Raw genomic sequence first — 25,096 nt, 5'->3', positions numbered from 1 at the left:
GTATCGAAGTGGATGGCCGGGCTGCGGCGGACTCAGGCGTCGCCGGGAACCGTAGCGGTCACACCCCGATACAACCCCGGTATCGGGGCGCGCCCGGCGCGGCCCCAGCCGACGCCTGAGCCTCGCCTCGCTCCGACCCCCACTTCGATACAGCCCCTAGCTAGGGGCTGTACACCCCTTGGAGCAGTACATGCCGTCTGACATCACCGGCGAGCGGCTCACGAGCCTCTTCCGGCCCCGCAGCGTCGCCCTGGTCGGCGCCGCCAACAAGTCCACCTTCTCCGGCCTGGCCTACCGCAACCTCGTCGAGTTCGGCTTCGACGCGAACACGTTCCTGGTCAACCGCCGCGGCGCGGAGACCCACGGCCGGGCCACGGTCACGTCCTGCCGGGAGATCGGCGAGCCGGTCGACGTCGCGTACCTCATGGTGCCGCAGGCGGGCACGCTGGAGGCGCTGGACGACGTCGCCGCCGCGGGGATCCGCAACGCGGTCGTGCTCTCCTCCGGCTACGGGGAGGCGGGCGAGGCCGGCCGCGCGGCGCAGGAGGAGCTCGTCGCGCACGCCCGGTCGCTGGATGTCGCACTGCTGGGCCCGAACATGCTCGGCTTCGCCAACTTCGTCGACCGGATTCCGGTGTGCTCGATCCCCGAGCTGCCCACGGTCGCCGGGCCGGTCGCGCTGCTGTCGCAGAGCGGCGCCAGCTCCGCGGCCATGCTGCAGTTCGCCACGATGGTCAACGTCGGGCTGTCGTACATGGTCACCCTCGGCAACGAGGCCATGATCACCGCGGGGCACGTGCTGGACTTCGTCGTCGACGACCCGCACACCCGCGCGGTCGCCGTCTTCATGGAGACCGTCCGCGACCCGGAGGTGTTCCGCCGCGCCGCCCGCCGGGCCGCCGAGGCGGGCAAGGCGGTGGTCGTGCTCAAGGCGGGCAGCAGCGAGCTGTCGGCCCGGACCGCGGCCGCGCACACGGGGGCGCTCGTCGGCGACGACCGGGTCATCGACGCGGTCTTCGCGGAGCTGGGCGTCATTCGCGTCGACAGCATCGAGGACATGCTCATCACGGCGGGTGCCGCGGCGGCGCTGGGCCGGCTGGAGCGCCCCGGCATCGGCATCGTGTCGATCTCCGGCGGCGCCTGCGACATCATCGCCGACCGGGCCGAGGACCTCGGCGCCGCCCTGCCCGAGCTGGCCGAGGAGACCCGCACGGCGCTGGCCGACATCATGCCGGCGTACGGCACCATCCAGAACCCGCTCGACGTCACCGGGGCCGCCATCCTCGACCCGACCATCTTCACCCGCTCGGTCCAGGTGCTCTCGAACGACCCGTCGATCGGCGTCGTCGGCATCGTGCAGGGCATGCCGTGGATCGACGACGGCCGGCCGTACTTCGGCCAGATGTTCATCGACGCCATCGGCGCCGGGATGGCCGCCGCGGCCGGCCCGACCGCCTTCATCAACCAGGTCGTGCAGCCGGTCACCGACTACAGCCGCGACGTCATGGCCAAGGGCGGGGTCCCGTACGTCATCCCGGGGCTGCGCCAGGCGGTCGTCGCCCTGCGCAACGTCGCCTGGTGGTCGCAGGCCTCCCGCGTGACGACGGTGGCGGCGCCGCCGGCGGCCGTCGTCGTGCCGCCGCGCGAGACCCGGTCCGGCCACTGGTCGGAGGCCGCCGCCCGCCGCCTGCTCACCGATGCCGGCGTGCCCGTTGTTCCCGCCCGCCTCGCCGCCTCGGCCGACGAGGCGGTCGCGGCCGCCGCCGAGCTCGACCGGCCCCTCGCCCTCAAGATTGTCTCGCCCGGCATCCTGCACAAGAGCGACATCGGCGGGGTACGGCTCGACGTCGCCCCGGACGAGGCGGCCGTCCGGGCCGCCTACGCCGCGGTGACCGCGGCCGCCGCCGCCGTACCCGGCGCCCGCGTGGACGGCGTGCTCGTGAGCCCGATGCGCCGCGGCGGCGTCGAGCTGCTCGTCGGCGTGGTCCGCGACGCCCAGTGGGGGCCGATGCTGGCCGTCGCCTTCGGCGGCATCTACGTCGAGATCCTGCACGACTCCGTGCTCGCCCCTCTGCCGGTCACCCCGGCGCAGGCCCGCGGGCTGCTCGAGCGCCTGCGCGGCATCGCCCTGCTGCGGGGCGCGCGCGGCGGCACGCCCGCCGACCTCGGCGCCGTCGCCGCCGCCGTGGCCCGCGTCGGCGACCTCGCGCTCGCCCTCGGCGACGACCTCGAATCCCTCGAAATCAACCCGCTCCGGGTCGACGGCGACGTCGTCGAGGCGCTCGACGCCGTCGTCACCTGGGCGCGAAAGGACCGGCACTGATGCGTACCGCCCTGACCGACCTGCTCGGCGTCGAGTACCCGATCGTCGGCTTCAACCGCTCGCCCGGCGTCGTCGCCGAGGTCACCAGGGCCGGCGGCTTCGGCGTGCTCGCCGCGTCGGCCTTCACCCCGCAGGAGCTCGACGCGCAGCTCACCTGGATCGAGGAGCAGGTCGGCGACCGGCCCTACGGCGTGGACATGCTCGTACCGTCGAAGTTCGCGGCCGGCGATCCGCAGAACCTGATCGCCAGCCTGCGGGCGCAGATCCCGGCCGAGCACTTTGCGTTCGTGCGGAGCCTGCTGGAGCGGTACGACATCCCGGCCGCGCCCGCCGGCCTGCGCGACTTCGACGAGATCGCGGCGGGCATCAACCCGGACGGCGCCGCCGCGCTGCTCGACGTCGCGTTCAAGCACAACATCAGGCTGTTCGCCAACGCGCTCGGCGCGCCGCCCGCGGAGCTGGTCGAGCGCAGCAAGGCCGCCGGGGTGGTGGTCGCGGCGCTCGTCGGGCAGGCCAAGCACGCCCAGCGCCAGGTCGAGGCCGGCGTCGACGTCCTGATCGCGCAGGGCACCGAGGCCGGCGGGCACACCGGCACGATCGCGACCATGGTGCTCACACCCGAGATCGTGGAGATCGCCGGCGACCGCCCGGTGCTCGCCGCCGGCGGCATCGGCTCCGGCCGCCAGATGGCCGCCGCCCTTGCCCTGGGCGCGGCCGGCGTGTGGACCGGCTCGGTGTGGCTGTCCAGCGAGGAGGACGTCGCCAACCAGGCGATCAAGAACAAGTTCCTGGCCGCGACCAGCAACGACACGCTGCGCTCGCCGACGCGCACCGGGAAGCCCGCGCGGCAGCTGCGCACCGCCTGGCACGACGCCTGGGCGGCCGCCGGCGCCCCGCAGCCGCTGCCCATGCCGCTGCAGCCGCTGCTGGTCAACGACGCCTGGAACCGCATCGACGCCGCCGCCCAGGCCGGCCACGAGGGCGCCCTGGAGCTGGAGTCCTTCTTCGTCGGCCAGATCGTCGGCTCCTTCCGGGACGTCCGCCCCGCCGCCGACATCCTGCGCACGATCGCCGCCGACTGCGAACGGCGCATCCGCGACCTGTCCGCCCTGCTCTGACCGGGAGTCACCTGTCATGTCACCGAACCTCGACGACCTTGACCCGCGCACCCCCGTCGTGGTGGGCGTCGGGCAGTCGTCCGAACGCCTCGACACCCCCGGCTACCGCGGTCGCTCACCGGTCGACCTCGCCGCCGACGCGGCCCGGGAAGCCCTGGCCGACGCCGGGGTCGACCCCGCCGCCGTCGACACCGTCGCCGCGACGCGGCAGTTCGAGAATTCGACGCCGATGTCGCGGGCGCCGCTGGGCCGCTCCGACAACTTCCCGCGCTCGGTCGCCGGGCGCCTGGGCGCCGACCCGAAGCGCGCCGTGCTCGACGTCAGCGGCGGGCAGAGCCCGCAGCACCTGGTCAACGAGTTCGCGGCGGCCATCGCGGCCGGGGACGCGGAGGTGGTACTGCTCTTCGGCGCCGAGGCCATATCGACGATCGAGCAGCACGCGAAGGCCGCCGACCGGCCCGGCTTCGCCGAGCACGCCGACGGCGACCTCGAGGACCGCGGCTACGGCCTGCGCGGGCTCGTCTCGATGCACCACGCCGCCCATGGGCTCGCCGACGCGCCGAGCCAGTACGCGCTGTTCGACAACGCCCGCCGGGCCCGGCTCAAGCTGACCCGCGAGGAGTACGCGCGGGCGATCGGCGAACTGTTCGCCCCGTTCACCCGCGTCGCCGCGGCCAACCCGCACGCGGCCGCCCCGACCGAGCGCGACGCCCGGGAGCTGGTCACGCCGACCGAGGCGAACCGTCCGATCGCGGACCCGTACACCCGCTACGTGGTGGCCCGGGAGAAGGTCAACCAGGGCGCCGCCGTCCTGCTCATGTCCGTCGCCGCCGCCCGCCGGCTCGGTGTGCCCGCCGACCGGTGGGTGTTCCTGGCCGGCCACGCCGACCTGCGCGAGCGCGACCTCATGCAGCGTGCGGACCTGTCCCGCGGCCCGGCCTCGGTCCGGGCCGCCGAACACGCCCTCGAGGTCGCGGGCATCGGCCCCGGTGACCTGGCCGCGATCGACCTCTACAGCTGCTTCGCCGCCCCGGTGTTCAACATCGCCGACGGCCTCGGCCTCGCCCCGCAGGACCCCCGGGGCCTGACGGCCACCGGCGGCCTGCCGTTCTTCGGCGGGGCCGGCAACAACTACTCCATGCACGCCATCGCCGAGATCGTCGGCCGGGCCCGCCGGAATCCGGGCCGCTACGGGCTCGTCGGCGCCAACGGCGGCATCATGAGCAAGTACTCCGTGGGCGTCTACAGCACCACCCCGTCGCCGTGGCGGCCCGACGACAGCGCCCGGCTGCAGGCCGAGATCGACGCGTGGCCCGCACCGGACGAGGCCCGGCAGGCCGACGGCTGGGCCACCATCGAGACGTACACCGTGAAGCACGCCCGCGACGGCAAGCGCATCGGCATCGTCATCGGGCGCCTGGAGGCGGACGGGCGCCGGTTCGTGGCCCGCACCGACGACCGCGACACCGCGACCGTCGAGCTGCTCGGCACCGGCGAGCCGATCGGGCAGCGCCTCTATGCGCGCTCCTTCGGCTTCGGCAACCGGGTCACCGTCGACGAGGCGACGATGCGGCAGTTGTACCCGGCCGAGCCCGCGGTGCTGCGCGAGCGCTACGAGCACATCCTGACCCGCCGCGACGGACACCTGCTCGAGGTCACCATCAACCGCCCCGAGGCGCGCAACAGCCTGCACCCGATGGCCAACGACGAGCTCGACCACGCCTTCGACGCCTACTTCGCCGCCGACGACCTGTGGGTCGCGATCCTCACCGGCGCCGGGGACAAGGCCTTCAGCGCCGGCAACGACCTCATCTACTCCGGCTCCGGCCGGCCCATGTGGGTGCCGAAGAACGGCTTCGCGGGCCTGACCAGCCGGCGGTACCTGCCCAAGCCGGTCATCGCCGCGGTCAACGGCTTCGCCATGGGCGGCGGCTGCGAGATCGCCCTCGCCTGCCACCTCGTCGTCGCCGACGCCACCGCGCGGTTCGCCCTCAGCGAGGTCAAGGTGGGCCTGATCGCCGGCGCGGGCGGCGTCGTACGGCTGCCCCGCACCGTGCCGGCCAAGCTGGCCAACGAGATGATCCTCACCGGGCGCCGGCTCACCGCCGACGAGGCCCTCGCCTGCGGCCTCGTCAACCGCGTCACCGGGGCGGGGCAGGCGATCGAGGGCGCCCGCGCCCTGGCCGCCGACATCCTCGAGTCGTCGCCGACCTCGGTGCGGATCTCGCTGCAGGTGATGGCCGAGACGCGCGGGATTCCCGACGTCGTCGAAGCGGTCACCCACCACAGCCCGGCCCTCGACGAGCTCATGGTGAGCGAGGACATGATGGAGGGGCTGACGGCGTTCGCCGAGAAGCGCCGGCCCCGGTGGCGCAACCGCTGACCCGACCGTTGAATAGGGGGAAAGCCCCCGGTCGAAATCGGGGGAAGTCCGGATCGTTTCGAGCGGTCCGGACATCAAGACTCTTCTCATGACCGACACGCCCAGGTTCAGCATCGTCATTCCGTGCTTCAACGAGGCCGGGTACGTCACCGACGCCCTCCTCTCCCTGCGCAAGCAGGACTTCGAGGGCGAGTTCGAGGTCGTCGTGGTCGACAACAACTGCACGGACGACACCGCCGGCATCGCCCGCGACTTCGGTGCACGGGTCGTGACCGAGCCGGTGCCCGGCGTGTGCAACGCCCGGCAGCGGGGCACGGAGGCGGCGCGCGGCGAGATCGTCGTCTCGGCCGACGCCGACACGGTCTACGATCGCGACTGGCTGAGCCGCATCGACGCCCGGTTCCGGGCCGACGAGCGCGTCGTGGCGGTGGTCGGGCCGTGCCGGTACGCCGACGGCCCGCGCTGGGGCAAGACCTACGCCCGGATGCTGTTCGGCGCCGTCAACGGCGTCTACAAGATGACCGGCCGCGCGGTCTACGCGAGCGCGACGAACATCGCGTTCCGGCGCGAGGCCTGGACCGGCTACGACACCACCCTGACCCAGGGCGGCGACGAGCTCGACCAGCTGCGCCGCCTGCGGCCGCAGGGCCGGATCGTCTACGATCACGCCAACCCGACGTACACCTCGGGCCGGCGGCTCAGCCGTGGACTGACCTACAACCTGTTCGTGAGCCTGCCCGTGCACTACGTGCTGACCTACGCCGTGAACCGCGCCGCGGGCCGCCGCGTGCTCGGCCAGGCCCCGGCGTTCCGGGAGACGTCCCGATGATCGTGCTCGCGGTCCTGACCCTGGCGGCGGCGCTGGGCGTGTCCTACTGGCTGCTGATGTCGCCGTTCGCGCCGTCTTCGCGGCGGTACCCGTACCACGCCCCCGCCACCGAGAAGGTCGTCGCCCTGACCTTCGACGACGGGCCCAACGAGCCGTACACCTCGCAGATCCTCGACCTCCTGAAGGCCAACGACATCCGGGCGACGTTCTTCCACGTCGGCCAGTGCGTCGAGCGCCACCCGGAGGTCGCGGTGCGCGCCCTGGACGCCGGCCACGTGCTGGGCAACCACTCGCTGAGCCACCGGTTCGGCACCTACCTGCGGCCGCGGGCCTTCGAGCGCGAGGTCGAGCGCACCCAGCACATCCTGGAGGGGGTCACGGGCCGCACACCGGCCCTGGCCCGCACGCCGTGGCTCTGGCGCCAGCCGGCCCTGCTGCGCATGCTGCGCCGCCGCGGGCTGCACGCCGTGGCGGGCGAGTTCGTCCACGCCCTCGAGGTCTTCCAGCCGTCGGGGGTACGGATGGCCCGCCGCGCGATCGCCAAGACCCGCCCGGGCTCGATCCTCATCTTCCACGACGGCTTCGACAGCCGCGGGGGAGACCGGACGCAGACGGTGGTCGCGGTGCGCGAGACGATCGCGGGGCTGCTGGCGCGGGGGTACCGCTTCGTGACGGTGGACGAGCTGCTGGGCGTGCCGGCGTACCAGGCGTAGCCGTCACTGCGGGACAGGGGAGCGCCGCCGGCCGATCCGGGCGCGGCGGCGCGGGACCGGGAGGCGGCGGATCAGGTCGGCGGCGGGTTCGGCGCCGAGCTCCGAGCGCAGCAGCGCCCGGTACGTCTCGTAGCTGCGCCGGGCCTCGACCCAGTTGCCCTCGGCCAGGTGGGCCTCGATCAGGGCCCGCTGCGCGCTCTCCCGCAGCGGCTCCACGCCCACCGCCGTCAGCGCCGCCTCCACCGCCTCCGCGCAGCGCGACGACGCGCGGAGGCGTTCGCTCACGGCCTCGATCGCGTGCAGCATGCGCTGGCGCAGGCGTTCGCGCTCCATGAGGAGCCAGTCGTCGTACCAGCCGGGCAGCAGGTCCAGGGCGTCGCCCCACCACGGGGCGATGACGAGGTCGGCCGGCTCCTCGGTGCGCTGGATCAGGCGGGCCGCCCAGGCGTTGATCACGCTCAGGTCCACGGTGACCGCGCCGGACATGCACAGGGTCCACTTGTCCGCGTGGATCAGCTCGACCGGCAGCGTCCGCAGGCGCCACAGGGCCGAGCGCAGGTTGCCCGCGGCGCGGGCGTCGTCGCCGGTGGGCCACAGGGTTCCCGCGGCGCAGCGGCGCTCGATGCGGCCGGTCCGCAGCGCCACGAACACGAGCAGGCGCTTGCTGCCCTCCGGTACCTCGTAGCGGCGGCCGCCGAGGCTGAGACAGGGGCCGCCGGCCAGGTGCAGGACCGGGGTTCCGGCATCGGCGAACACACTGATCGTCACCGGCCCGCCTCCTCCGCGAAGCGCTCGAGGAACTCATGGACGGCGGCGGTCGCCGCTTCCACGTCGGGCAGCCGCCGGGACTCCTCGGCCGTGCGAGTGTCGACGTCCGGGTTCATGAGCACGGTGATCAGCAGGCCGGACGGTTGCCGTTGCACGCGGAGCACGCAGACGCCGGTACGGTTGGCTGGCATTGGCATGGCCCCAGCCTCGCCGGTCATCGTCACCGCACCGTGCTGCGCCGCCCCCGTATGCTCGCAGACTCCCGGCCGCGGCGACATACGACGTGTCACGTAGCCCGACCGGCGGACCTCGATGGGCTGAACGTCTTGACGAGGAGCCGACAGTACGGTCGAGTCCGGCTCCGCGGCCGAGATGCTGACAGTATGGCGGCGCTGTCGGCACGCGACTACGAGCGGATGCTCGACCTCGTCGTGTGCGCGATGGCCGACATCGACGAGGGTCGTTCGGCGTGGCAGCGTGTCTGCGTCGAGCTGGGCGGGTCCGTCGACGCCGCGCTCGCCGGGATGTTCGACATCGGCTGGCCCGAGGGCGTCACGCGCCGGCGGGTGGTCTGGCCCGTCTGGGTCGACGAGGTCGCCATGACCAACGGCGACTCCGCCGCCCACCCGCTGGTCCGGCACTTCGGCCTGCGCCGCGCCTGGCGTACCCGCACGCTGCGGGACGTGCCCGACGACTGCGGCTGGCTCACCGCGCCGCGGTACGCCGCCGCCCGCGAACAGCTCGGCGACGTCACCGAGCACGTGGGCGTGCCGCTGTCCGTCGTGCGCGGCGGGTTCCGCTTCCTGGCGCTCGGGCGCCCGGACACCAACTTCACCGAGCACGAGCAGGCGTACCTCTCCCGCGTCCAGCCCGTGCTCGCCCGGCTCGACGGCCACCTGGAGACCGTCGTGCGCTGGCGGGGCGCGAACGGCACCGGCAGCGCGCCGAGCGCGCTCGAGGAGCACCGGATCACCCCGCGCGAGCTGACCGTGCTGGCCCTGTTCGCCGACGGCCTGACCATCCCGGCGATCGGCCGCCGGCTCGGCATCTCGCCGCGGACGGTGACCAAGCACCAGGAGAACCTGCAGCGCAAGCTGCGCACCCGGGACCGGCTCACGACCGTCCTGCGGGCGCAGCGCCTCGGCATCGTCTGACCGGGGGCCGCCTTCGCGGTGACGCCGGGGTGACGCTCGGGCCCCACGCTGGGTTCGGAAATCTTCCTGGAAAGGCCGACCATGCTCATCACCGAACTCGCGCTGGTCGCGGACACTGCGAACGTGACCGGCTCACAGCTCAACCGCGTCGCCGCCGCGCTGCAGAAGCAGGCGATCCGCGACTTCGCGCCGATCTGGGACATCGTCGCCACGATCGACGGCTTCGAGCGCCTCGAGGACGTGCCGATCGGGTACTGGCCGATCATCGTCCGCGACGACATCGACGCCCCGGGCGCGGCCGGCGTCCACCTGGACCGCAACGGCCAGCCGTTCGCGCTCGTGCAGTTCGGCGACAGCTGGTCGCTGACCGCCAGCCACGAGATGCTCGAGATGCTGGTCGACCCGTTCGGCAACCGGCTCGTCGCCGGCCAGTCGCCCAAGCCGGACCAGGGCCGCGTCGAGTTCCTCGTCGAGGTCGCCGACCCCTCCGAGGACGCGCAGTTCGGGTACACCGTCAACGGCCTGCTCGTCTCGGACTTCTTCACGCCGCAGTTCTACGACCCGGTCGCCGCCGGCGGGGTGCGGTACACCTTCGGCGGTCACCTCACCGGCCCGCGCCGCATCGCCAAGGGCGGCTACCTCAGCTGGCACGACCCGATCAGCGACCACTGGTGGCAGCAGATCTGGTTCGACACCGACGAGCCGCAGTTCCGCGACCTGGGCCGCCTGACCGACCGCGCGGGCAGCCTGCGCTCCGCGATCGACGCCCGCACCCAGACGGCGCTGCGCATGGCCCGCGAGGGCGCCGGGTCGGCCCAGCTCACCTCGGCCCGCGAGCTGACCGCCCAGATCAAGACCACGACGGGCTCCCGGGCCGGCGACCTGCGCCGGCAGATCCAGGACATCCGCGACGCCGGCGCCACCGAGGGGGTGTGGGTCGACGTGCCGTAGTACCGAGCCGGTCAATCGGCGGCGCGGGCCAGCAGGAGCGCGCCGTGCAGGTAGGAGACGGCCCCGAGCGTGGCCGCCCGCACCGGGGCCGGGGGCCGGCGTTCACCGGGGGGCTGGCAGCGCGATCGCCGTGAGGACCAGGCCCGAGCGGGCCAGCCACCGGCCGTCGAGGCGGCTCATCGGGCCGGGCACGAGCAGCCGGGCCGTGAACGCGCCGGCCTCGGCGTCGATGGTGATGTCCGCCTCCGTGAAGTCGAGCCAGCGCCGCGCGAGCGGGTACCACGTCTTGTACACCGACTCCTTGGCGCTGAACAGCAGCCGGTCCCAGCGCACCTCCGGCCGCGCCCGCAGCAGCGCGCCGATGCGGTCCACCTCCCCGGGAAGGGCGATGGTGTCGAGGACGCCCTCGGGCAGCGGCTCGTCCGGCTCGGCGTCGACCCCGACGGAGGCGAGATCGCGATCGCGGGCGACAACGGCGGCACGGTACCCCGCGCAGTGCGTGATGCTGCCCACGACGCCCGGCGGCCACAGCGGCTCCCGCTTCGGGCCGGACAGCACCGCCACCGGCGGCTCCCCGAGCCCCAGCAGCGCCTGCCGCGCGCAGTGCCGGGCGGTGGTGAACTCCCGCCGCCGCTTCTCGACCGCGCCGGCGACCAGGCGCTCCTCCTCCGGCCACAGCTTCGCGTCGGGAGGGTCGCCGGTCACCTCGAAGGCGCTCGACGCCGCGGGCAGGATCTCCTCGATCAAGACGTCGTGAGCCGCTCGGTGATGTGCTCGGCCGGGGCGGGGCGGCCCAGGTGGTACCCCTGGCCGGTGTCGCAGCCGAGCTCCAGCAGGCGCCGCCGCTGGGCCTCCGTCTCGATGCCCTCGACGGTCACCGCGAGGCCCAGGTCGCGGCCGAGCTTGATCATGGCGGTGAGCACCGTGTGGTCGGGGCCGTCGGCGGCGTGGCGGCCCTTGAGGTAGCCGGCGAAACAACCCGCGATCTTGATGGTGTGCACGGGCAGGTTACTGATCTCGGCGAGTCGGCAGTTGCCGGTACCGAAATCGTCGAGTGAGATCCGCACGCCCATGCGGGCCAGGTCGTCGAGCGTGCCCAGGCCCTCCGGGTCGAGCAGGACGTTCTCGGTGACCTCCAGGTGGAGCAGGCCCTCGGGCAGCCCGGTCTCGTCGAGGATCGCCCGCACCATGGCCGGCAGGCCCGGCCGGCGCAGCTGCGCCTCGGCCACGTTGACGCTCACGAACATCGGCCGGTCGGGGTCGGCCGCGTGCCACGCGGCGGCCTGGACGCAGGCGCGGCGCAGGACGTCCTCGCCCAGCGGCACGATCAGGCCGGTGTGCTCGGCCAGGTCGATGAACCGGCCCGGCATGATCACGCCGTGGACCGGGTGCCGCCACCGCACCAGCGCCTCGGCGCCGGCGAGGTGCCCGGTGGCCAGGTCGACGAGCGGCTGGTACTCCACCACGAACTCGCCGCGGGTGAGCGCGTCGGGCATCTCCGCGCTGAGCGCGTGCCGGGCGCTCTCCTCGGCGGCGCGCTCCGGGTCGTAGACCATCCAGTGCCCGCGCCGCTCGCGCTTGGCCCAGGCCAGGGCCTGCTCGGCCGCGCCGAGCAGGGCCGCGGGGTCGGTGTCGGCGGCGGCCTGCTCGACGACGCCGACGCTGGCCCCGATCGGCAGGTTGTACCCGTTGTTGATCGGGAACGTGTGCGCGATCGCGGCGAGCGCCTCGTCGGCGGCCTTCGTCACCTCGTCCGGGCCGGTGGTGTCGGCCACGAGCAGGACGAAGGTGTCGTTGTCGAGGTGCGCGGCGAAGTGCCCGGCGGTGCGGGCGAGCCGGTCGAGGCGGTGCGCGACGGTACCCAGCACCTGGTCGCCGCTGCGGTAGCCGAGGCTCTCGTTGACGGTCCGGAACCGGTCGAGGTTGATCAGGCACAACCCGAGCCGGCGCCGCGGATGCCCCTCGAGGGCGTCGCCGAGCTGCCGCAGCAGCGCGTCGCGGTTGCGCGGGACGGTGTGGGTCCGCACGGTCAGCGTGCGCTTGGCCAGCTCGGCGCGCCGCAGCGCCTCCTGGGCCGCGACCGTCTGGTCGATGAGGGCGCCCGTGAAGCCGGTCGCGACGGCGCCCAGCAGCTCGTCCAGGCGGGCGCGGGCGTCCGGGCGGAGCATCCGCACATCGGCGAGGAAGCGGCGGCCGATGAGCATCGTCGTGCCGCCGAGCAGCTCCGGCGTGGCGATCCCGGCCGCCACGAGGTCGGCGCCGAGCTGCCGCCCGGGGGCGGCCGCGAACGGCTCGGCGTGCAGTGCCTCGGCGAGCCGCCGCGCGAACCGCTCGAGCAGGGCGTAGACCTCTTCGCGGCTGTGGCGCAGCACCGTCTGGCCGGTGACGACACGGGTCCAGGCCCGGGTGAACGCGTCGATGCCGGCCGTCCGGCCATCGGACGGGATCACGCCGCTGATTATGGTCCAACGACAACGCTGAATGCCAGCGCCACGCGGACGCAAAGCCGATCTACGGTTTGCGGCCGACGGCCGCGAGCACCTCCGGCCGGGGCTCGGTGCCGCGGTCCTCGGGCTCGGGGTGCCAGTCGGTCACCGGTACGACACCCGGCGCGACGACCTCCAGCCCGTCGAGCAGCCCGCGGATCTGCTCCGCGCTGCGCAGGTGCAGCGGGGTCGAGGTGCGCTGGTACACCCCCTTGACCGCATCGGCGTCCTCCTCGTGCTGCGGCGGCGGCGAGCCGTGCGAGATCGCGATGAAGCTGCCCGGCTTCACCGCCTCCCGGAACCGGCGCACGATGCCCGCCGGGTCGTCCTCGTCCGGCACGAAGTGCAGCACCGCGATGAGCATGACCGCGACCGGCTCGGTGAAGTCCAGCAGCCCGCTCACCGCGGGGTGGCGCACGATGTCGTCCGGGCGGCGCACGTCGCCGACCATCACGTCGGCGTTCGGGTTGCTCGCGAGGATCGCGCGGCCGTGCGCGACGGCGACCGGGTCGATGTCGACGTACATCACCCGGGCCCCCGGATCGGCCTGCTGCGCCACCTCGTGGACGCTGGCCAGGGTCGGGATGCCCGAGCCGACGTCGAGGAACTGCCGCACGCCGCCGGCCACCAGCCGGCGCACCGCCCGGCCCAGGAACGCCCGGTTGGCCAGCCCGATCTGGCGCGCGTTCGGCGCCATCGACACGACTCGCTCGACCATCTCCCGGTCGGCCGCGAAGTTGTGGAACCCGCCCAGCGAGTAGTCGTACATCCGCGCCGCGTTCGGCACGCTGATGTCAATGTCCTCCGGTGCCCACTCCGGTCGCGTCATCGCCGTACCGCACCCCCCGTGTCGTCGTCAGCGCCGTCATATTATGGCCACATGGCCGAAGCCGCCAGGCCCTGAAGATTTTGAGTTTCCGGGCCCGGCGATCAATCGACGCTGTCGACCATACCGATGCGGCGGAGGATGCGGTCCGCGTCCCGGTGGCCGGCCGCGCCCGCCGGGTCGCCGAGCTCGTCCGCGCACCGCGCCGCGCCGGCCAGCGCCCGGGCCCGCTCCAGCGGCGACCCGACCGCGACGGCCAGCGCGAGGGCCCGGTGGTGCCGCGCGCGGGCGCCCTCGGCGTCGTCCCGGCGCAGCAGCAGGCGGCCCTGCAGGTTGAGGACCTCGGCCTGCCCGCGCCGGTCGCCCACCCGCTCGTAGGTGTCGAGCGCGGCCGCGAGGTCGGCCGCGGCCGCGAGGTCGTGCCCCTGGGCCAGCCGCAACGCCCCGAGGGCGGCCCGCACGTACGCGGCCCGGTGCGGCTCCCCGGTGGCGCGGGACCGGGCCAGGGCCGACTCGAGCAGCCGCTCGGCCTCGTCGAAGCGCCCCGCCTCGCGGTGGACCACGGCGAGCTCGCACAGCATGCCCGGATACGGCTCCGGCTGGAGTCGGCGGTACCCGTCGTGCGCCTGCCGCAGCCACTCGGCCGCCCCGTCGAGGTCACCGGCCAGGCGCCGCTGCACGCCGAGCTCGAACTGCGCGGACGCCTCGCCGAACGGGTCGCTGACGGCCCGGAAGATCTCCAGCGCCGCCTCGCCCAGCGCGCTCGCCCGCGGCAGGTCGTCGAGCAGCCGGCGGACACCGGCCAGGAAGCAGCGCGCCCAGCCCTCCCCGGCCCGCTCACCGCGGGCGACGCGGAGGTCGAGCGCCCGCTCGAGCGCCCGCAGCGCCGCGCGGTACCGCGACGCCCCCTGGTGCGCGAGGCCGAGCTGGGTGAGCACCCACGCCTCGGACGACCGGTCGCCGGTGGCCCGGCAGCGCCGCAGCGCCCGGTTCAGGTCCCGCACCGCCGCGGGGTAGTCGGCCCGCGCGAGATGCTGGTTGGCCCGCTCCACGATCACCCGCAACTCGCCGGTTCCCGTGGCCCCCTGCAGCGCCCGCTCGAAGGCGCCGGCCGCGCGGTCGTGGTCCCCGCCCGTCCGCCACACCACGCCCAGGTCGCACTCGACCTCGGCCGCGTTGGCCCGGTCGCCGGCCGCCGCGAACCGCGCGCCCGCCTCCCGCAACAGCTCCACCGCGCCGTCCCGGTCGCCGCCGCCGAGCCGCACCTGGGCGAGCTGCCGCCCGCACCACGTCTCGCGCGCCGCGTGGCCCAGCTCGGCCGCGATCAGCCGGGCCTCCGCGAACGCCTCGCCCGCCTCCGCCCACCGGCCCATCGGCAGGCACAGCAGCCCGAGCTCGGCCAGGGTCTCGCCCAGGCCGGCGCGGTCGGCGAGGCGGCGGCGCACGTCGAGCGCCTCCCGCAGCTCGGGCGCCGCCCGGGCGTACTCGCCGAGCAGGCGCAGGACGACCCCGTGCTCGTGCAGCGACCAGCCGAGGGCGGCGGCGTCGTCGAGGTCGCGGCGGACGGCGACCGAGCGCGCCAGGGCCGCCTCGGAGGCGGGCAGGTCGCCGAGCAGCCGCCGGACCGCCCCCAGCTCCGCCGCGGCCCATCCGGTCTGGCGCCGGTTGTCGGAGCGCGTGCCCGCCTCGACCGCCCGCTCGAGCGCGATGGCGGCCTCGGCCGGGCGGCCCGACTGCCGCAGCACCGTGGCGAGGCGGCCGGAGGTGCCGGCCTCGTCGTAGAGGTTGCCGTTGTCGCGGTCGATCGTCGCGGCGCGCTGCAGCGCCAGCCGCGCCTCGTCGTACCGCCCGGCCGCCCGGTGGGCCTCGCCGAGCGCCTTGAGCACCTGCGTCTCGGCCCGCCGGTTGCCCAGGTCCTCGACGATCGCCAGCGCCTCGCGCAGTACCTCGGCCGCGCCGGCGTGGTCCCCGCCACCCGTCCGGGTCTCGCCGAGCTGCCGGAGCAGGTCCGCCTCCACGCTGCGCTCGGCCAGCTCGCGCGCGGTGCCGAGGGCCGTCTCCAGGTGCGCCGTCGCGGCCGCGTGCTCGCCGGTCGCCGACAGCGCGGCCGCGAGCTGGCCCTGGAGGTCGGCCTCGCCCAGCCGGTCGCCGAGCCGCCGGCGGACGGCGAGCGCGCGTTCGAAGAGGGGTACCGCCGCCGCCGGGTCGCCGTGGAAGCGCCGCAGCACGCCCCAGGCCCGCAGCGCCGTGGCCTCGCCGGCGTGGTCGCCCGCGGCGCGCCGGCCCTCCACCGCCTGCTCCAGCTCGGGGTCGCCGTCGAACTCGCGGCTCACCGCGAGCCGGACGGCGCGGATGATGTTGGCGGTGAAGACCTGCCCGGCCGCGTTGCCGGTCTCCTGCCTGATCGCGAGCGCCTGTTCGAGCGTGGCCAGGGCGGTGCCCGGGGTGCCGGTGAGGGCCTGGACGACGCCGAGCTCGTGCAGCGCCCACGCCTCCACCTCACGCTGGCCGAGTTCGCGGTGGATGAGTACCGCCGCCTCGAAGTTCTCCCGGGCCGCCGGATAGTCGCCGAGGCGGCTGCGGAACGAGCCCAGCTGCCCGAGCGCCCACGCCTCGTTCCGGCGGTTCCCGCGGCGGCGGGCGGCGGTGTTGTACCGCTCCACGAGCTCGATCCCGAGGGTCAGCGGCCCGTCCAGGTTCACCACCGTGACGCAGCTGTACGTCAGGTCCTCCGCCCGCTCCGGCCAGCCGCGCTCCTCGGCGCAGCGCAGGGCGGCCAGCAGGTTGCCGCGCTCGGCCCGCATCCAGGCCGCGGCGCCGGCAAAGCCGAGCAGGTCCGGCGCGTCGGGCGGGGCCGTGCTGCCGGTGCGGATGCTGTACCCGCTCAACTGGTCGCTGGCCAGGGCGGCCAGCGCCTGGTAGTGCGCGAGGAGCCGCTCGACGGCCGGGTCGCCCTCGCCCGGCTCGGCCTTCGCCCGCAGGTAGCGCCCGACGAGGTCGTGCAGGCCGTACCGCTGATGCCCGAACTGCTCGAGCAGCCGGTGGGTGTGCAGCTCCCGGAGCCGGCGGTGGGCCTCGTCGAGGGGCAGGCCGGTCAGGGCGGCGACGGCGGGCGGCCCGATGTCGCCGCCGGGCGCGATGCTGAGCAGGCGCAGCACCGCCTGCCGGTCCGCGCCGAGCCGCGCGTACGACAGCTGGAACGCCGATGCGACGCCGACGGTACCGTCCTCGAGGTGCGCGTCGATGCCCGCCAGCCGGTCCCGGGCCGACTCCAGGTCCGCGAGCAGGTCGCGGACGTGCCCGGCCTCGGCGTCGGCCCCCGCGGCCACGATGGTGATCGCCAGCGGCAGCCGGCCGCACAGCCGCACCAGCGCCTCGGCCGCGGCGTGTTCGTCGGCGCGCAGCGGGCGCGGATGGACGCGGGCGAACAGCGCCACGGCGTCGGGCACCGGCAGCGTGTCGACGGTGAGCAGGGTCGCCCCGTAGTCCCGGCGCAGCCCGGCCAGGCGCTGCCGGCTGGTGACGAGCACCAGGCACGACGCGGCCCCGGGCAGCAGCGCGGCGATCTGCCGGACGTCGGCCGCGTTGTCGAGCAGCAGCAGCATCCGCCGCCCGGCGACCCGGTCCCGCCAGGCCGCGGCCCGCTCGTCGGTCGCGGCCGGGATCTGCTCCGGGGGTACCCCGGCCGCGGCCAGCAGTACCGCCAGGACCTCGGCGGGCTCGGCCGGCTGATGGTCGGCGCTGTGCGCGTGAAGGTCGACGAAGAGCTGCCCGTCGGGGTACCGGTCGGCGATCCGGTGCGCGACCCGCAGGGCCAGGGCGGTCTTGCCGACGCCGGGCATGCCGTCGAGGGCGCAGATGCTCGCGGTACCGTCGGCGATGCCCGCCAGGATCCGCTGGATCTGCTCGTCGCGCCCGGTGAACGTGGCGATGTCGGCCCGCAGCGTGCGCATCCGCGGCGGCGGGGGAGTCGCGCCCGCCACGATGATGTTGTACTGGTCCCCGGCGAACTGGTTGAACGTGCCGCCGAACGACTGCCCCGTGAGGGTGACGCCGGGCTCGCGCGGCGCCCCGCTCATGGCCGGTGGTCGTGGTAGTGCTGGTCGCCCACGAACTGGTTGAAGGTGCTCGTGCCGTGCGCCTCGCCGCGCATCGTGACGCGGCCGATCGTGACCTGGGCCGAGGCGGCCGGGGCCGGCGCCGGGACCCGTTCGAGCAGCGCCCGCAGCTCGTCGCCGGCCTCGGGGTGGTCCATCAGCAGCTCGAGGGCGCGCGCCTGCCAGATCCGCACCAGCGCGTCCTCGACCTCGGCCCGGCCGGCCCGCCGCGCCGCGGTCACCCGCTCGCGCAGCGCGTCGAGGTCGGCGGCGATCGGGTCCTCGCGGCGGTACCGCCGCCAGACGGCGACGACGCCCGCGTGCGCCCGCGACCACTCGTGCGTGGCCATCGCCGTCACGAGCGCGGCGCCGAACGAGGTCACCACCGGATCCACGTCACTCACGATACGTGGCCGCGGCCACTACGCATCGGTACCGCTCGGTGGTTACCGCGGCACGACGTTGCGCAGGGCCGCCCCGGTGCGCAGCGCCGCCAGGTTCCCGGCGATCAGCCCGGCCGCGCCGATCGGCCGGCCGCCGGCGGCGTGCGGCGTGATGATGACGTTCGGCTCGTCCCACAGCCCGGAGCCGGCCGGCAGCGGCTCGGTCTCGAACACGTCGAGCGCCGCCCCGGCCAGGCGCCGGGCCCGGATCGCGGCGAGCAGCGCCGCCTCGTCGACCGCCGAACCGCGACCGACGTTTATCACCCAGGCGTGGGCCGGCAGCAGCGCGAGCCGCTCGGCCCCGAGCGCGTGCCGGGTCTCGGCGGTGCCCGGAAGGATCATGACCAGGACGTCGGTCGCCGGTAGTACCGCCGGCAGGTCGTCGCCGAGCAGCACGGGCACGCCGCCGCGTTCGCCGCGGTGCCGCGCGATGCCCGTGACGGTCGCGCCGAGCGCGGCGAGGTGCGGCGCGAGCGTGGCCGCGATGCCGCCGAACCCCCAGATCGTCACCCGGGCCCCGCGCAGGGTCCGGAAGGTGCCGGCCGGGGCCACCGGCTGCAGCCCGCCGAGCTCCCCGGCCCACCGGTGGCCGACCTGCGCGCGGATCACGAGGTTGAGCCGGCGCGCCGCGGCGAGGATCAGCGCGAGCGCGTGCTCGGCCACGGGCGTGTCGTGCAACGTCTGCCCGGCGGTGATGACGACGCCGGGGTCGAACCCTGCCGCGAGTACCGCGTCCGGCCCGGCGGCGAGCGTCTGCACCCAGCGCAACCGTCGCAGCCGCCGCGCCGAGTCGAGCAGCTGGTCGGCCGGGTTGCCCCAGACCACCAGGGCCTCGGCGTCACAGTGCTCGTCGGGCACCGGCCGGTCCACGGCGTACCCGACGGCGACGACATCGGACGGCAGCTCGACGTCGAGATCGATGCTGGTCGGCAGGAGCATTTTCATGCCCCCGAACCTACGGCCCGTTCTCCGGCGTGGCGGTGGCGGTCGGGCGGCCGCCACCCCGTGCGCCCTTCATTCGCGTCGGTACCGGGCCGTGACCTCGGTCGCGAGCTCGATCGCCCGCGCCGCGAGCGGGGACTGCGTGCGCCCGGCCGGCCAGAGCAGGTAGATCTCGCGCGGCGGGAACGCCGGTCGCAACTCGTGCACGGCCAGCGTCTCGCCGGCGCCCCCGAGCGTCTCATGAACGCCCTCGAGCGTCTCGTGAACGCCCTCGAGCGTCTCGTGAACGCCCTCGAGCGTTTCGTGAAGCCCTCGAGCGTTTCGTGAACGGCCCTCGAGCGTTTCGTGAACGCCTCCGAGCGTTTCGTGAACGCCTCCGAGCGTTTCGTGCACGCCTCCGAGCGTTTCGTGAACGCCCCCGAGCGTTTCGTGCACGCCCTCGAGGACCAGCCGGGGCAGGACCGCCGAGCCGATGCCGGCCCGCACCATCGACAGCACGGCCTCGTTGCTCGTCGTGCGGAACACGTTGCGGGGCCGCACGCCGGCGCGGGCGAACGCCTCCTCCACCCGGGGCTGGTCGCACACGGCGGGCCACGCCACCATCGGCGCGTCGTGCAGCGCGCGCAGTGGCACCGGGCCGTCGGGGAAGGCGCCGCGGCGGGCGACGAGCGCGTACGGGTCGTCGAGCAGCTTGCGGTGCTCGACGTTCCCGGCGGCCCGCCCGTCGAAGAAGACCAGGTCGAGGTCGTCGACGCGCGGCGGGTCCGTCTCCTCCTCGAACAGGCGGATGTCGCAGTCGGGGTACTCCGCGCGGAGCCGCCGCACGAGCCGCGGCAGGATCACGGTGGACAGGCTCTGGAACGTGCCGATGTCCACGCGGCCCTCGCCGGCCCGGAACCGGTCGACGGCGTCGGCCATGGCCCGGGCCCGGCTCAGCAGCTCCCGCCCGTGGGCCAGCACGACCCGCCCCAGCGGGGTGATCGTCACCGGCCGCGGCCCGCCCGGCCGGTCGAACACCGCGCCGCCGACGGCCCGCTCCAGCCCGGCGACCTGCTGGCTCACGGTCGACTGGGTGTACCCGAGCCGCGCCGCCGCCCGTCCGAACGACCCCTCCTCGACGATGGCGGCCATGGTGGCGAGATGGCGCAGATCGACGTCCGTCACGTCGCCATCCTATCGGCCAGTACGATTGCTTTGATCGGAACCAATCGTTTTTCAGCATGCTTCGCCGCGGTTAGCGTGACAGGCATGACCACTTTCGTACTGATTCACGGGGCGGGAGACTCCGGCTGGTCCTGGCACCTCGTGGCCGCCGAGCTGCGCGCCCGGGGCCATGACGTGGTCGCCCCCGACCTGCCGGACGCCGAGTCGGCCGACCTCGACGCCTACGCCGCCGCGGTGCTCGCGGCCACCGGCGACCGTCCGGACGCGATCGTCGCCGCGCACTCGTTCGGCGCGTTCACCGCGCCGCTGGTGGCCGACCGGCTCGCGGCCCGCGCCCTCGTGCTCGTGGCCGGGATGATCCCCGCGCCCGGCGAGCGGCCCGCGGACTGGTGGGCCAACGTCGGCTACCAGGATGCGGTACGCGCCCAGGCGGCCCGGGACGGCGGGCTGACCGGCAGCGACGATCCGTACGTCTGCTACTACCACGACGTGCCCCGGCCGCTCGCCGAGGAGGCCCTCCGCCGCGAGCGCGCACACCCGTCGGAGCCGGCCTACGCGCAGCCCTGGCCGCTGGACGCCTGGCCCGGGGTACCGACGAGATTTGTGCTTTTCCGGCAGGACCGCTGCTTCCCGGCGCAACTGTTCCGGCGGCTGGCCCCCGAGCGGCTGGGCGTAACGCCCGACGAGCTCGACGCCGGCCACTGCGGCGCACTCAGCCGCCCGGCCGCGCTGGCCGACCTCCTGCACGGCCATGCGTAGCGGCCCGCGGTCGGCGATCTGGCTGCCGCTCTTCGACGAACTGGCCGATCCCGTGACCGTGACCGGCCTGGCCGCGGCGGCGGAGGAGGCCGGCTGGGACGGGTTCTTCGTCTGGGACCACGTGCGGTGGCGCGCGCCCGTGAGGTCGGTCGCCGACCCGTGGGTCACGCTGGCGGCGATCGCGGCGGGCACCTCGCGCCTGCGGATCGGCCCGATGGTCACCCCACTGCCGCGCCGCCGCCCGGCCAAGGTGGCCCGCGAGACCGCAACCCTGGACCGCCTGAGCGACGGCCGCCTAACCCTGGGCGTGGGCATAGGCGGCGACGCGTCCGGCGAGCTGTCGCGCCTCGGCGAGGAGCCGGACGACCGCCGGCGCGGCGAGATGCTGGACGAGGCGCTGGAGATCCTCGCGGCCGCCTGGTCCGGTTCGCCGGTACGCCACCGAGGCGCGCACTACCTCGTCGACGACGTCGAGTTCCGGCCGGGACCGGTGCAGGGGCCGGCGGTACCGATATGGGTGGCGGCTTTTCCGGGCGCCGCGAAACCCCTGCGCCGCGCGGCCCGGCACCAGGGCTTCTTCCCAGTAAACTTCGAGCACGCCGACCAGCTGGCGGAGGCGGTCGCCACCGTCACCGCAATGCGGCCCGACCCCACAGCGCCGTACGACATCGCGGCCGAACGCCCGCCGGGCGCCGACCCGGCCCCGCTGGTGAGGGCGGGCGCGACGTGGCTGCTGACGGCGTTCGAGCCGGAGTCGCTGTCCCTGGACCACGTGCGCGGCGTGGTACGCGACGGACCGTAGCGCCGCGGCGCGGCGTCGAGCTGGAGTCGTTGTCCCTGGACCGTGTGCGCGACGGGCCGTAGCGCTGCGGCACGGCGGCGAGCTGGAGTCGCTGTCCCTGGACCGCGTGCGCGACGGCCGTAGCGCTGCGGCACGGCGGGGCTGGACCACGTGCGTGGCGTGGTGCGTGACGGGCCGTGGCGCTGCGGCGCGGCGGCGAGTTGGAGTCGTTGTCCCTGGGCCACGTGTGCGGTGTGGTGCGTGACGGGCCATAGCGCTGCAGCAAGACGGCGAGCCGGGTAGGTGCGTCGTGCGGGTGGGATTCGGGCGACATCAGCACGGCGCACGTCGCGCCTGTGGCGTCGACACGGCGCACGTCGCGCCTGTGGCGTCGACACGGCGCACGTCGCGCCTGTGGCGTCGACACGGCGCACGTCGCGCCTGTGGCGTCGACACGGCGCACGTCGCGCCTGTGGCGTCGACACGGCGCACGTCGCGCGCGGCGTCGACACGATGCACGTCCCGCCCGCGCCGTGGTGCACGCAGCGGCCATAGCGCTCTTCGTCGCCGCATGACGTCACGGCGGAGCGGCTGCCCGGCGCCGAACCGGTCCCGCTGGTGCCGGCGCGCGCGACCTGGCTGCTGATGGCGTGCGAGTCCAACCCCGCTTGACGGAGTTCGAGCCGGAGTCGCAGTCCCTGAACCAGGTGCGTGACGCGGCCTTAACGCTGTAACACGCCGGCGAGCCGAGTGAGTGCGTCGTGCGGGTCGGGTTCGGCCGGGTTCAGCGTGTCGCTTGTCGTGCCCGCGGTGTGGTGCGCGATGCGGCGTCAGCGCTGCAGCACGCCGGCCAGCGGAGTCACTGTGTCGTGCGGGTCGGGTCGGGTTCGGCCGGGTTCAGCGTGTCGCTTGTCGTGCCCGCGGTGTGCTGCGCGATGCGGCGTTAGCGCTCCAGCACGCCGGCCAGCAGAGTCACTGTGTCGTGCGGGTCGGGTCGGGTTCGGCCGGGTTCAGCGTGTCGCTTGTCGTGCCCGCGGTGTGGTGCGTGACGCGGCCTTAACGCTGTAAGACGCCCGCGAGCCGGGTGAGGGCGTCGAGTGGGTCGGGCTCGGCCGGGATCAGCACGACGCTCGTCGCCCCCGCCGCGTGCCGGGCCGCGATCTGCGCGCGCACCTCGTCGGGCGTCCCGGCCAGTGACAGCTCCCGCACCCACGCGTCGGGCAGCGTGGCCGCGAACTCCGGGCCGCTCGCGGCCGCCGCGCGGTGTTGCGCCAGCTCGGCCGCGAAGGGCAGCGGGGCCAGGTGTGGGGCCCAGTCCGGCTCGCCGATCCAGGCCAGGCCGGGCCGCACCAGGTCGCGGGCGGCGCGCCCGTCGGGGCCGACGGCCGCGGCGTCGTACGTGATGACGATCGGCGACGGGGCCGCGAACCGCTCGATCGCGTCCGCGATGTAGGGCGGGGCGGACGGTTCGGCCAGCAGCAGCCCGTCGGAGACCTCGCCGGCGATGGCGATCGACTTCGGGCCGCGCACGCCCAGCACCACCGGCGGTACCACCGACGGGGTTTCGCCGATCACCACGCCCTCGACCTGCACGTAGCGCCCCGCGGCCGGGCCCGGCTCGCCGCGCAGCAGCGCCCGCACGGCCACCGTGTACTCGCGCAGCAGCGTCAGCGGGCTCGCCGGTCGCGCGCCGACCTGCCGCATCCAGTCGGGCATCCCGTGCCCGATGCCCGCGATCAGGCGCTCGGGGAACAGCTGGGCCAGGGTCGCGAGCTCCATGGCGGCGAACGCGGCGTTGCGCGCCCCGGCCGGCAGGATCCCGATGCCGACCACGATGTGCGACGTGGCCGCGAGCACCGCCCCGGCCTGGGCGACGCCGCCCCGGAATCCCAGGTCCTCCACGACCCAGAGCTCCTCGAAGCCCAGCTGCTCGGCCCGGCGGGCATAGGACAGCACACGGTCCGCGGGAAGGTCCCGCGGCAGCATCACCCCGACTCGTGTCATGCGGCAAGCCTGCCACATCCGGGGTGTCAGCCAGGTTGCAACGTGCGATCGTGGATTGATGTGGGGTGATGTTCCGGGCTGGCGGTCGGCGCCGGCGTCGGTCCTGGCGCTGTTGTTCGCCGGCGTGGCCGTGGTCGTGGCCAACCGGACGTTCCGGATCGTCATCGAGCCCGTCGCGCTGGCGGCGGAGCAGCGCGAGCAGTTCCTGCCGTGTCCGTCCGCGGCTTCCTGCTGACCCGCAGTGGCGCGAACCGGCTCGTCGCGCGCGACCTGATGCCGGACTACCTGACCCGGACCGACGTCGCCCGCACCCTCACCAGCCGGCTCGCCACGCCGAGCTGCCTGCGCCGGTTCGACGCGGGCGACGGCGACCTGCGGGCGTTACGCGGCGACCCCGGCCACGGCCTGCTGATGCCGGTGCACCCGCGGATGACGCAGGCGTGGCGGCCGATCGCCGAGACGTTCGCGCGCGTGATCGACGGCGACGACCCGGCCGCGTGCGCCCGGGGGCTCGACGAGCGGCTCCGCGAGATTCCTGAACGGGTGAGGCCCGGACGCCGGACGGTCCGGAGACCGTCCGGCGCCGGTTCGCTACTTCAGGACCTTGTAGGTGATGTGCGTGACGCCCGGTGCGTCGATGACCTCGACCGTCTCCAGCTTCGTCTGCTCGCTGATGTTGTCCAGCAGGCGGACGCCGCCGCCGAGCAGGATCGGCACGATGGAGAGCTGGACCTCGTCGAGCAGCCCGGCCTCCAGGGCCTGCTGGACGGACTGGCTGCCGGTCAGCGCCACCGCCTTGCTGCCCGCGGCCTTCTTGGCCTGCTTGATGCAGCTCTCGATGCCGTCGGTGACGTAGGTGTAGGGCACCGAGCCCTTCACCGGCTCGGCCGGGGCCTTGTGGGTGAGCACGAAGACCGGCAGGCCGGGAACGGGGCCGTCACCCTCCCACGCGTTGGCGATCTCGTAGGTCCGCCGCCCGGTGACGACCGCACCGGAGGCGTCGAGACCCGCGTCGAAGAAGTCCGCGCTCTTTTTCGACAGGCGGAACCGGTCGTAGTGACGGCTGGGTGTGTCGCCGTTGAAATACCACTCGAAGAGTGCCTCGCCCCCCTCACCCAACGGGTGCTTCCTGCCGTCGTTCGGCCCGGCGATGAAGCCGTCGACCGACACCGCCAGAGCCACCGTGACTTTACCCATGCGCTTCCCCTCCGACTGTCCGTCCGTGGTCGTTGACAGACTCCTTCATTGAGACGGCGCCGCGCACGGAAAGTCATCGGTGTCCGCAACATCGGAGTAGGCAGCGGCCGTGGCGCCCTCGGAGAATCAAGTTCTGATCCGTTGTGCGCGAACGCTGA

The 25,096-nt window shown here is 74.5% G+C and carries 21 protein-coding genes; 10 read left to right on the top strand and 11 right to left on the bottom strand.

Annotation, left to right across the window (positions count from 1 at the left end):
- The first annotated feature begins 190 nt into the window (after positions 1–190).
- From ACPPVO_RS32105 to ACPPVO_RS32085, 5 genes are all read left to right on the top strand, one after another.
- A complete protein-coding gene (locus ACPPVO_RS32105) occupies positions 191–2,323 on the top strand; it encodes an acetate--CoA ligase family protein (RefSeq protein WP_426502284.1) in 2,133 nt (710 codons plus the stop codon).
- Positions 2,323–3,441 (top strand): NAD(P)H-dependent flavin oxidoreductase, encoded by a 1,119-nt coding sequence (locus ACPPVO_RS32100; protein ID WP_426502283.1) that lies wholly within the window; start codon positions 2,323–2,325, stop codon positions 3,439–3,441. The genes ACPPVO_RS32105 and ACPPVO_RS32100 overlap by 1 nt, the downstream gene beginning before the upstream one ends.
- Before the next feature lie 16 nt (positions 3,442–3,457).
- Positions 3,458–5,824, top strand: coding sequence for an acetyl-CoA acetyltransferase (locus tag ACPPVO_RS32095; protein WP_426502282.1), 2,367 nt, complete (start codon positions 3,458–3,460; stop codon positions 5,822–5,824).
- 88 nt (positions 5,825–5,912) lie between these two features.
- Positions 5,913–6,653 carry a glycosyltransferase family A protein gene (locus ACPPVO_RS32090; RefSeq protein WP_426502281.1) on the top strand — a complete coding sequence of 247 codons (741 nt, stop codon included), beginning with the start codon at positions 5,913–5,915 and terminating at the stop codon, positions 6,651–6,653.
- Positions 6,650–7,366, top strand: coding sequence for a polysaccharide deacetylase family protein (locus ACPPVO_RS32085; protein WP_426502280.1), 717 nt, complete (start codon positions 6,650–6,652; stop codon positions 7,364–7,366). Before ACPPVO_RS32090 ends, ACPPVO_RS32085 begins: the two co-directional genes overlap by 4 nt.
- A 3-nt stretch (positions 7,367–7,369) precedes the next feature.
- On the opposite strand, the gene ACPPVO_RS32080 is transcribed toward ACPPVO_RS32085, so the two are convergent.
- Positions 7,370–8,134, bottom strand: a complete 765-nt coding sequence (locus ACPPVO_RS32080; RefSeq protein WP_426502279.1) for an AfsR/SARP family transcriptional regulator — start codon at positions 8,132–8,134, stop codon at positions 7,370–7,372.
- The gene (locus ACPPVO_RS32075; protein ID WP_426502278.1) at positions 8,131–8,298 is read right to left on the bottom strand and encodes a hypothetical protein; all 168 of its coding nucleotides are present in this window, start codon (positions 8,296–8,298) and stop codon (positions 8,131–8,133) included. The genes ACPPVO_RS32080 and ACPPVO_RS32075 overlap by 4 nt, the downstream gene beginning before the upstream one ends.
- 219 nt (positions 8,299–8,517) lie before the next feature.
- On the opposite strand from ACPPVO_RS32075, the gene ACPPVO_RS32070 reads away from it, so the two are divergent.
- Both ACPPVO_RS32070 and ACPPVO_RS32065 read left to right on the top strand, forming a co-directional pair.
- Entirely contained in the window at positions 8,518–9,288 is a 771-nt protein-coding gene (locus ACPPVO_RS32070; protein ID WP_426502277.1) for a response regulator transcription factor, read from the top strand.
- An 81-nt stretch (positions 9,289–9,369) separates the two neighbouring features.
- A complete protein-coding gene (locus ACPPVO_RS32065) occupies positions 9,370–10,239 on the top strand; it encodes a hypothetical protein (RefSeq protein ID WP_426502276.1) in 870 nt (289 codons plus the stop codon).
- A 102-nt stretch (positions 10,240–10,341) separates the two neighbouring features.
- Here ACPPVO_RS32065 and ACPPVO_RS32060 read toward each other — a convergent pair whose 3' ends face one another.
- From ACPPVO_RS32060 to ACPPVO_RS32030, 7 genes are all read right to left on the bottom strand, one after another.
- Positions 10,342–10,986, bottom strand: a complete 645-nt coding sequence (locus tag ACPPVO_RS32060) for a 4'-phosphopantetheinyl transferase family protein (protein ID WP_426502275.1) — start codon at positions 10,984–10,986, stop codon at positions 10,342–10,344.
- Positions 10,983–12,689 (bottom strand): putative bifunctional diguanylate cyclase/phosphodiesterase, encoded by a 1,707-nt coding sequence (locus ACPPVO_RS32055; protein WP_426502274.1) that lies wholly within the window; start codon positions 12,687–12,689, stop codon positions 10,983–10,985. Before ACPPVO_RS32055 ends, ACPPVO_RS32060 begins: the two co-directional genes overlap by 4 nt.
- Before the next feature lie 61 nt (positions 12,690–12,750).
- Entirely contained in the window at positions 12,751–13,554 is an 804-nt protein-coding gene (locus tag ACPPVO_RS32050; RefSeq protein WP_360383172.1) for an SAM-dependent methyltransferase, read from the bottom strand.
- 101 nt (positions 13,555–13,655) lie between these two features.
- Complete coding sequence (locus tag ACPPVO_RS32045; RefSeq protein ID WP_426502273.1) at positions 13,656–17,630, bottom strand: tetratricopeptide repeat protein; 3,975 nt, start codon at positions 17,628–17,630, stop codon at positions 13,656–13,658.
- Complete coding sequence (locus tag ACPPVO_RS32040) at positions 17,627–18,043, bottom strand: hypothetical protein (RefSeq protein WP_426502272.1); 417 nt, start codon at positions 18,041–18,043, stop codon at positions 17,627–17,629. Before ACPPVO_RS32040 ends, ACPPVO_RS32045 begins: the two co-directional genes overlap by 4 nt.
- 51 nt (positions 18,044–18,094) lie before the next feature.
- Positions 18,095–19,036 carry an NAD(P)-dependent oxidoreductase gene (locus ACPPVO_RS32035; protein WP_426502271.1) on the bottom strand — a complete coding sequence of 314 codons (942 nt, stop codon included), beginning with the start codon at positions 19,034–19,036 and terminating at the stop codon, positions 18,095–18,097.
- A 69-nt stretch (positions 19,037–19,105) separates the two neighbouring features.
- Positions 19,106–20,197 carry a LysR family transcriptional regulator gene (locus ACPPVO_RS32030; protein ID WP_426502270.1) on the bottom strand — a complete coding sequence of 364 codons (1,092 nt, stop codon included), beginning with the start codon at positions 20,195–20,197 and terminating at the stop codon, positions 19,106–19,108.
- Positions 20,198–20,281: 84 nt separating this feature from the next.
- On the opposite strand from ACPPVO_RS32030, the gene ACPPVO_RS32025 reads away from it, so the two are divergent.
- Both ACPPVO_RS32025 and ACPPVO_RS32020 read left to right on the top strand, forming a co-directional pair.
- A complete protein-coding gene (locus tag ACPPVO_RS32025) occupies positions 20,282–20,956 on the top strand; it encodes an alpha/beta fold hydrolase (RefSeq protein ID WP_426502269.1) in 675 nt (224 codons plus the stop codon).
- Positions 20,949–21,758 (top strand): LLM class flavin-dependent oxidoreductase, encoded by an 810-nt coding sequence (locus tag ACPPVO_RS32020; RefSeq protein WP_426502268.1) that lies wholly within the window; start codon positions 20,949–20,951, stop codon positions 21,756–21,758. The genes ACPPVO_RS32025 and ACPPVO_RS32020 overlap by 8 nt, the downstream gene beginning before the upstream one ends.
- Positions 21,759–22,793: 1,035 nt before the next feature.
- On the opposite strand, the gene ACPPVO_RS32015 is transcribed toward ACPPVO_RS32020, so the two are convergent.
- On the bottom strand, positions 22,794–23,741 hold the full coding sequence (locus ACPPVO_RS32015; RefSeq protein WP_426502267.1) for an LLM class flavin-dependent oxidoreductase: 948 nt from the start codon (positions 23,739–23,741) through the stop codon (positions 22,794–22,796).
- Between the two features lie 58 nt (positions 23,742–23,799).
- On the opposite strand from ACPPVO_RS32015, the gene ACPPVO_RS32010 reads away from it, so the two are divergent.
- Complete coding sequence (locus ACPPVO_RS32010; RefSeq protein ID WP_426502266.1) at positions 23,800–23,976, top strand: hypothetical protein; 177 nt, start codon at positions 23,800–23,802, stop codon at positions 23,974–23,976.
- Between the two features lie 356 nt (positions 23,977–24,332).
- Here ACPPVO_RS32010 and ACPPVO_RS32005 read toward each other — a convergent pair whose 3' ends face one another.
- Positions 24,333–24,938, bottom strand: coding sequence for a dihydrofolate reductase family protein (locus ACPPVO_RS32005; protein ID WP_426502265.1), 606 nt, complete (start codon positions 24,936–24,938; stop codon positions 24,333–24,335).
- Positions 24,939–25,096 lie beyond the last annotated feature (158 nt).

It is taken from the genome of Dactylosporangium sp. McL0621, from assembly GCF_049995355.1.
Classification (GTDB): Bacteria; Actinomycetota; Actinomycetes; order Mycobacteriales; family Micromonosporaceae; genus Dactylosporangium.
This window is presented reverse-complemented; position numbering and strand designations above follow the sequence as displayed.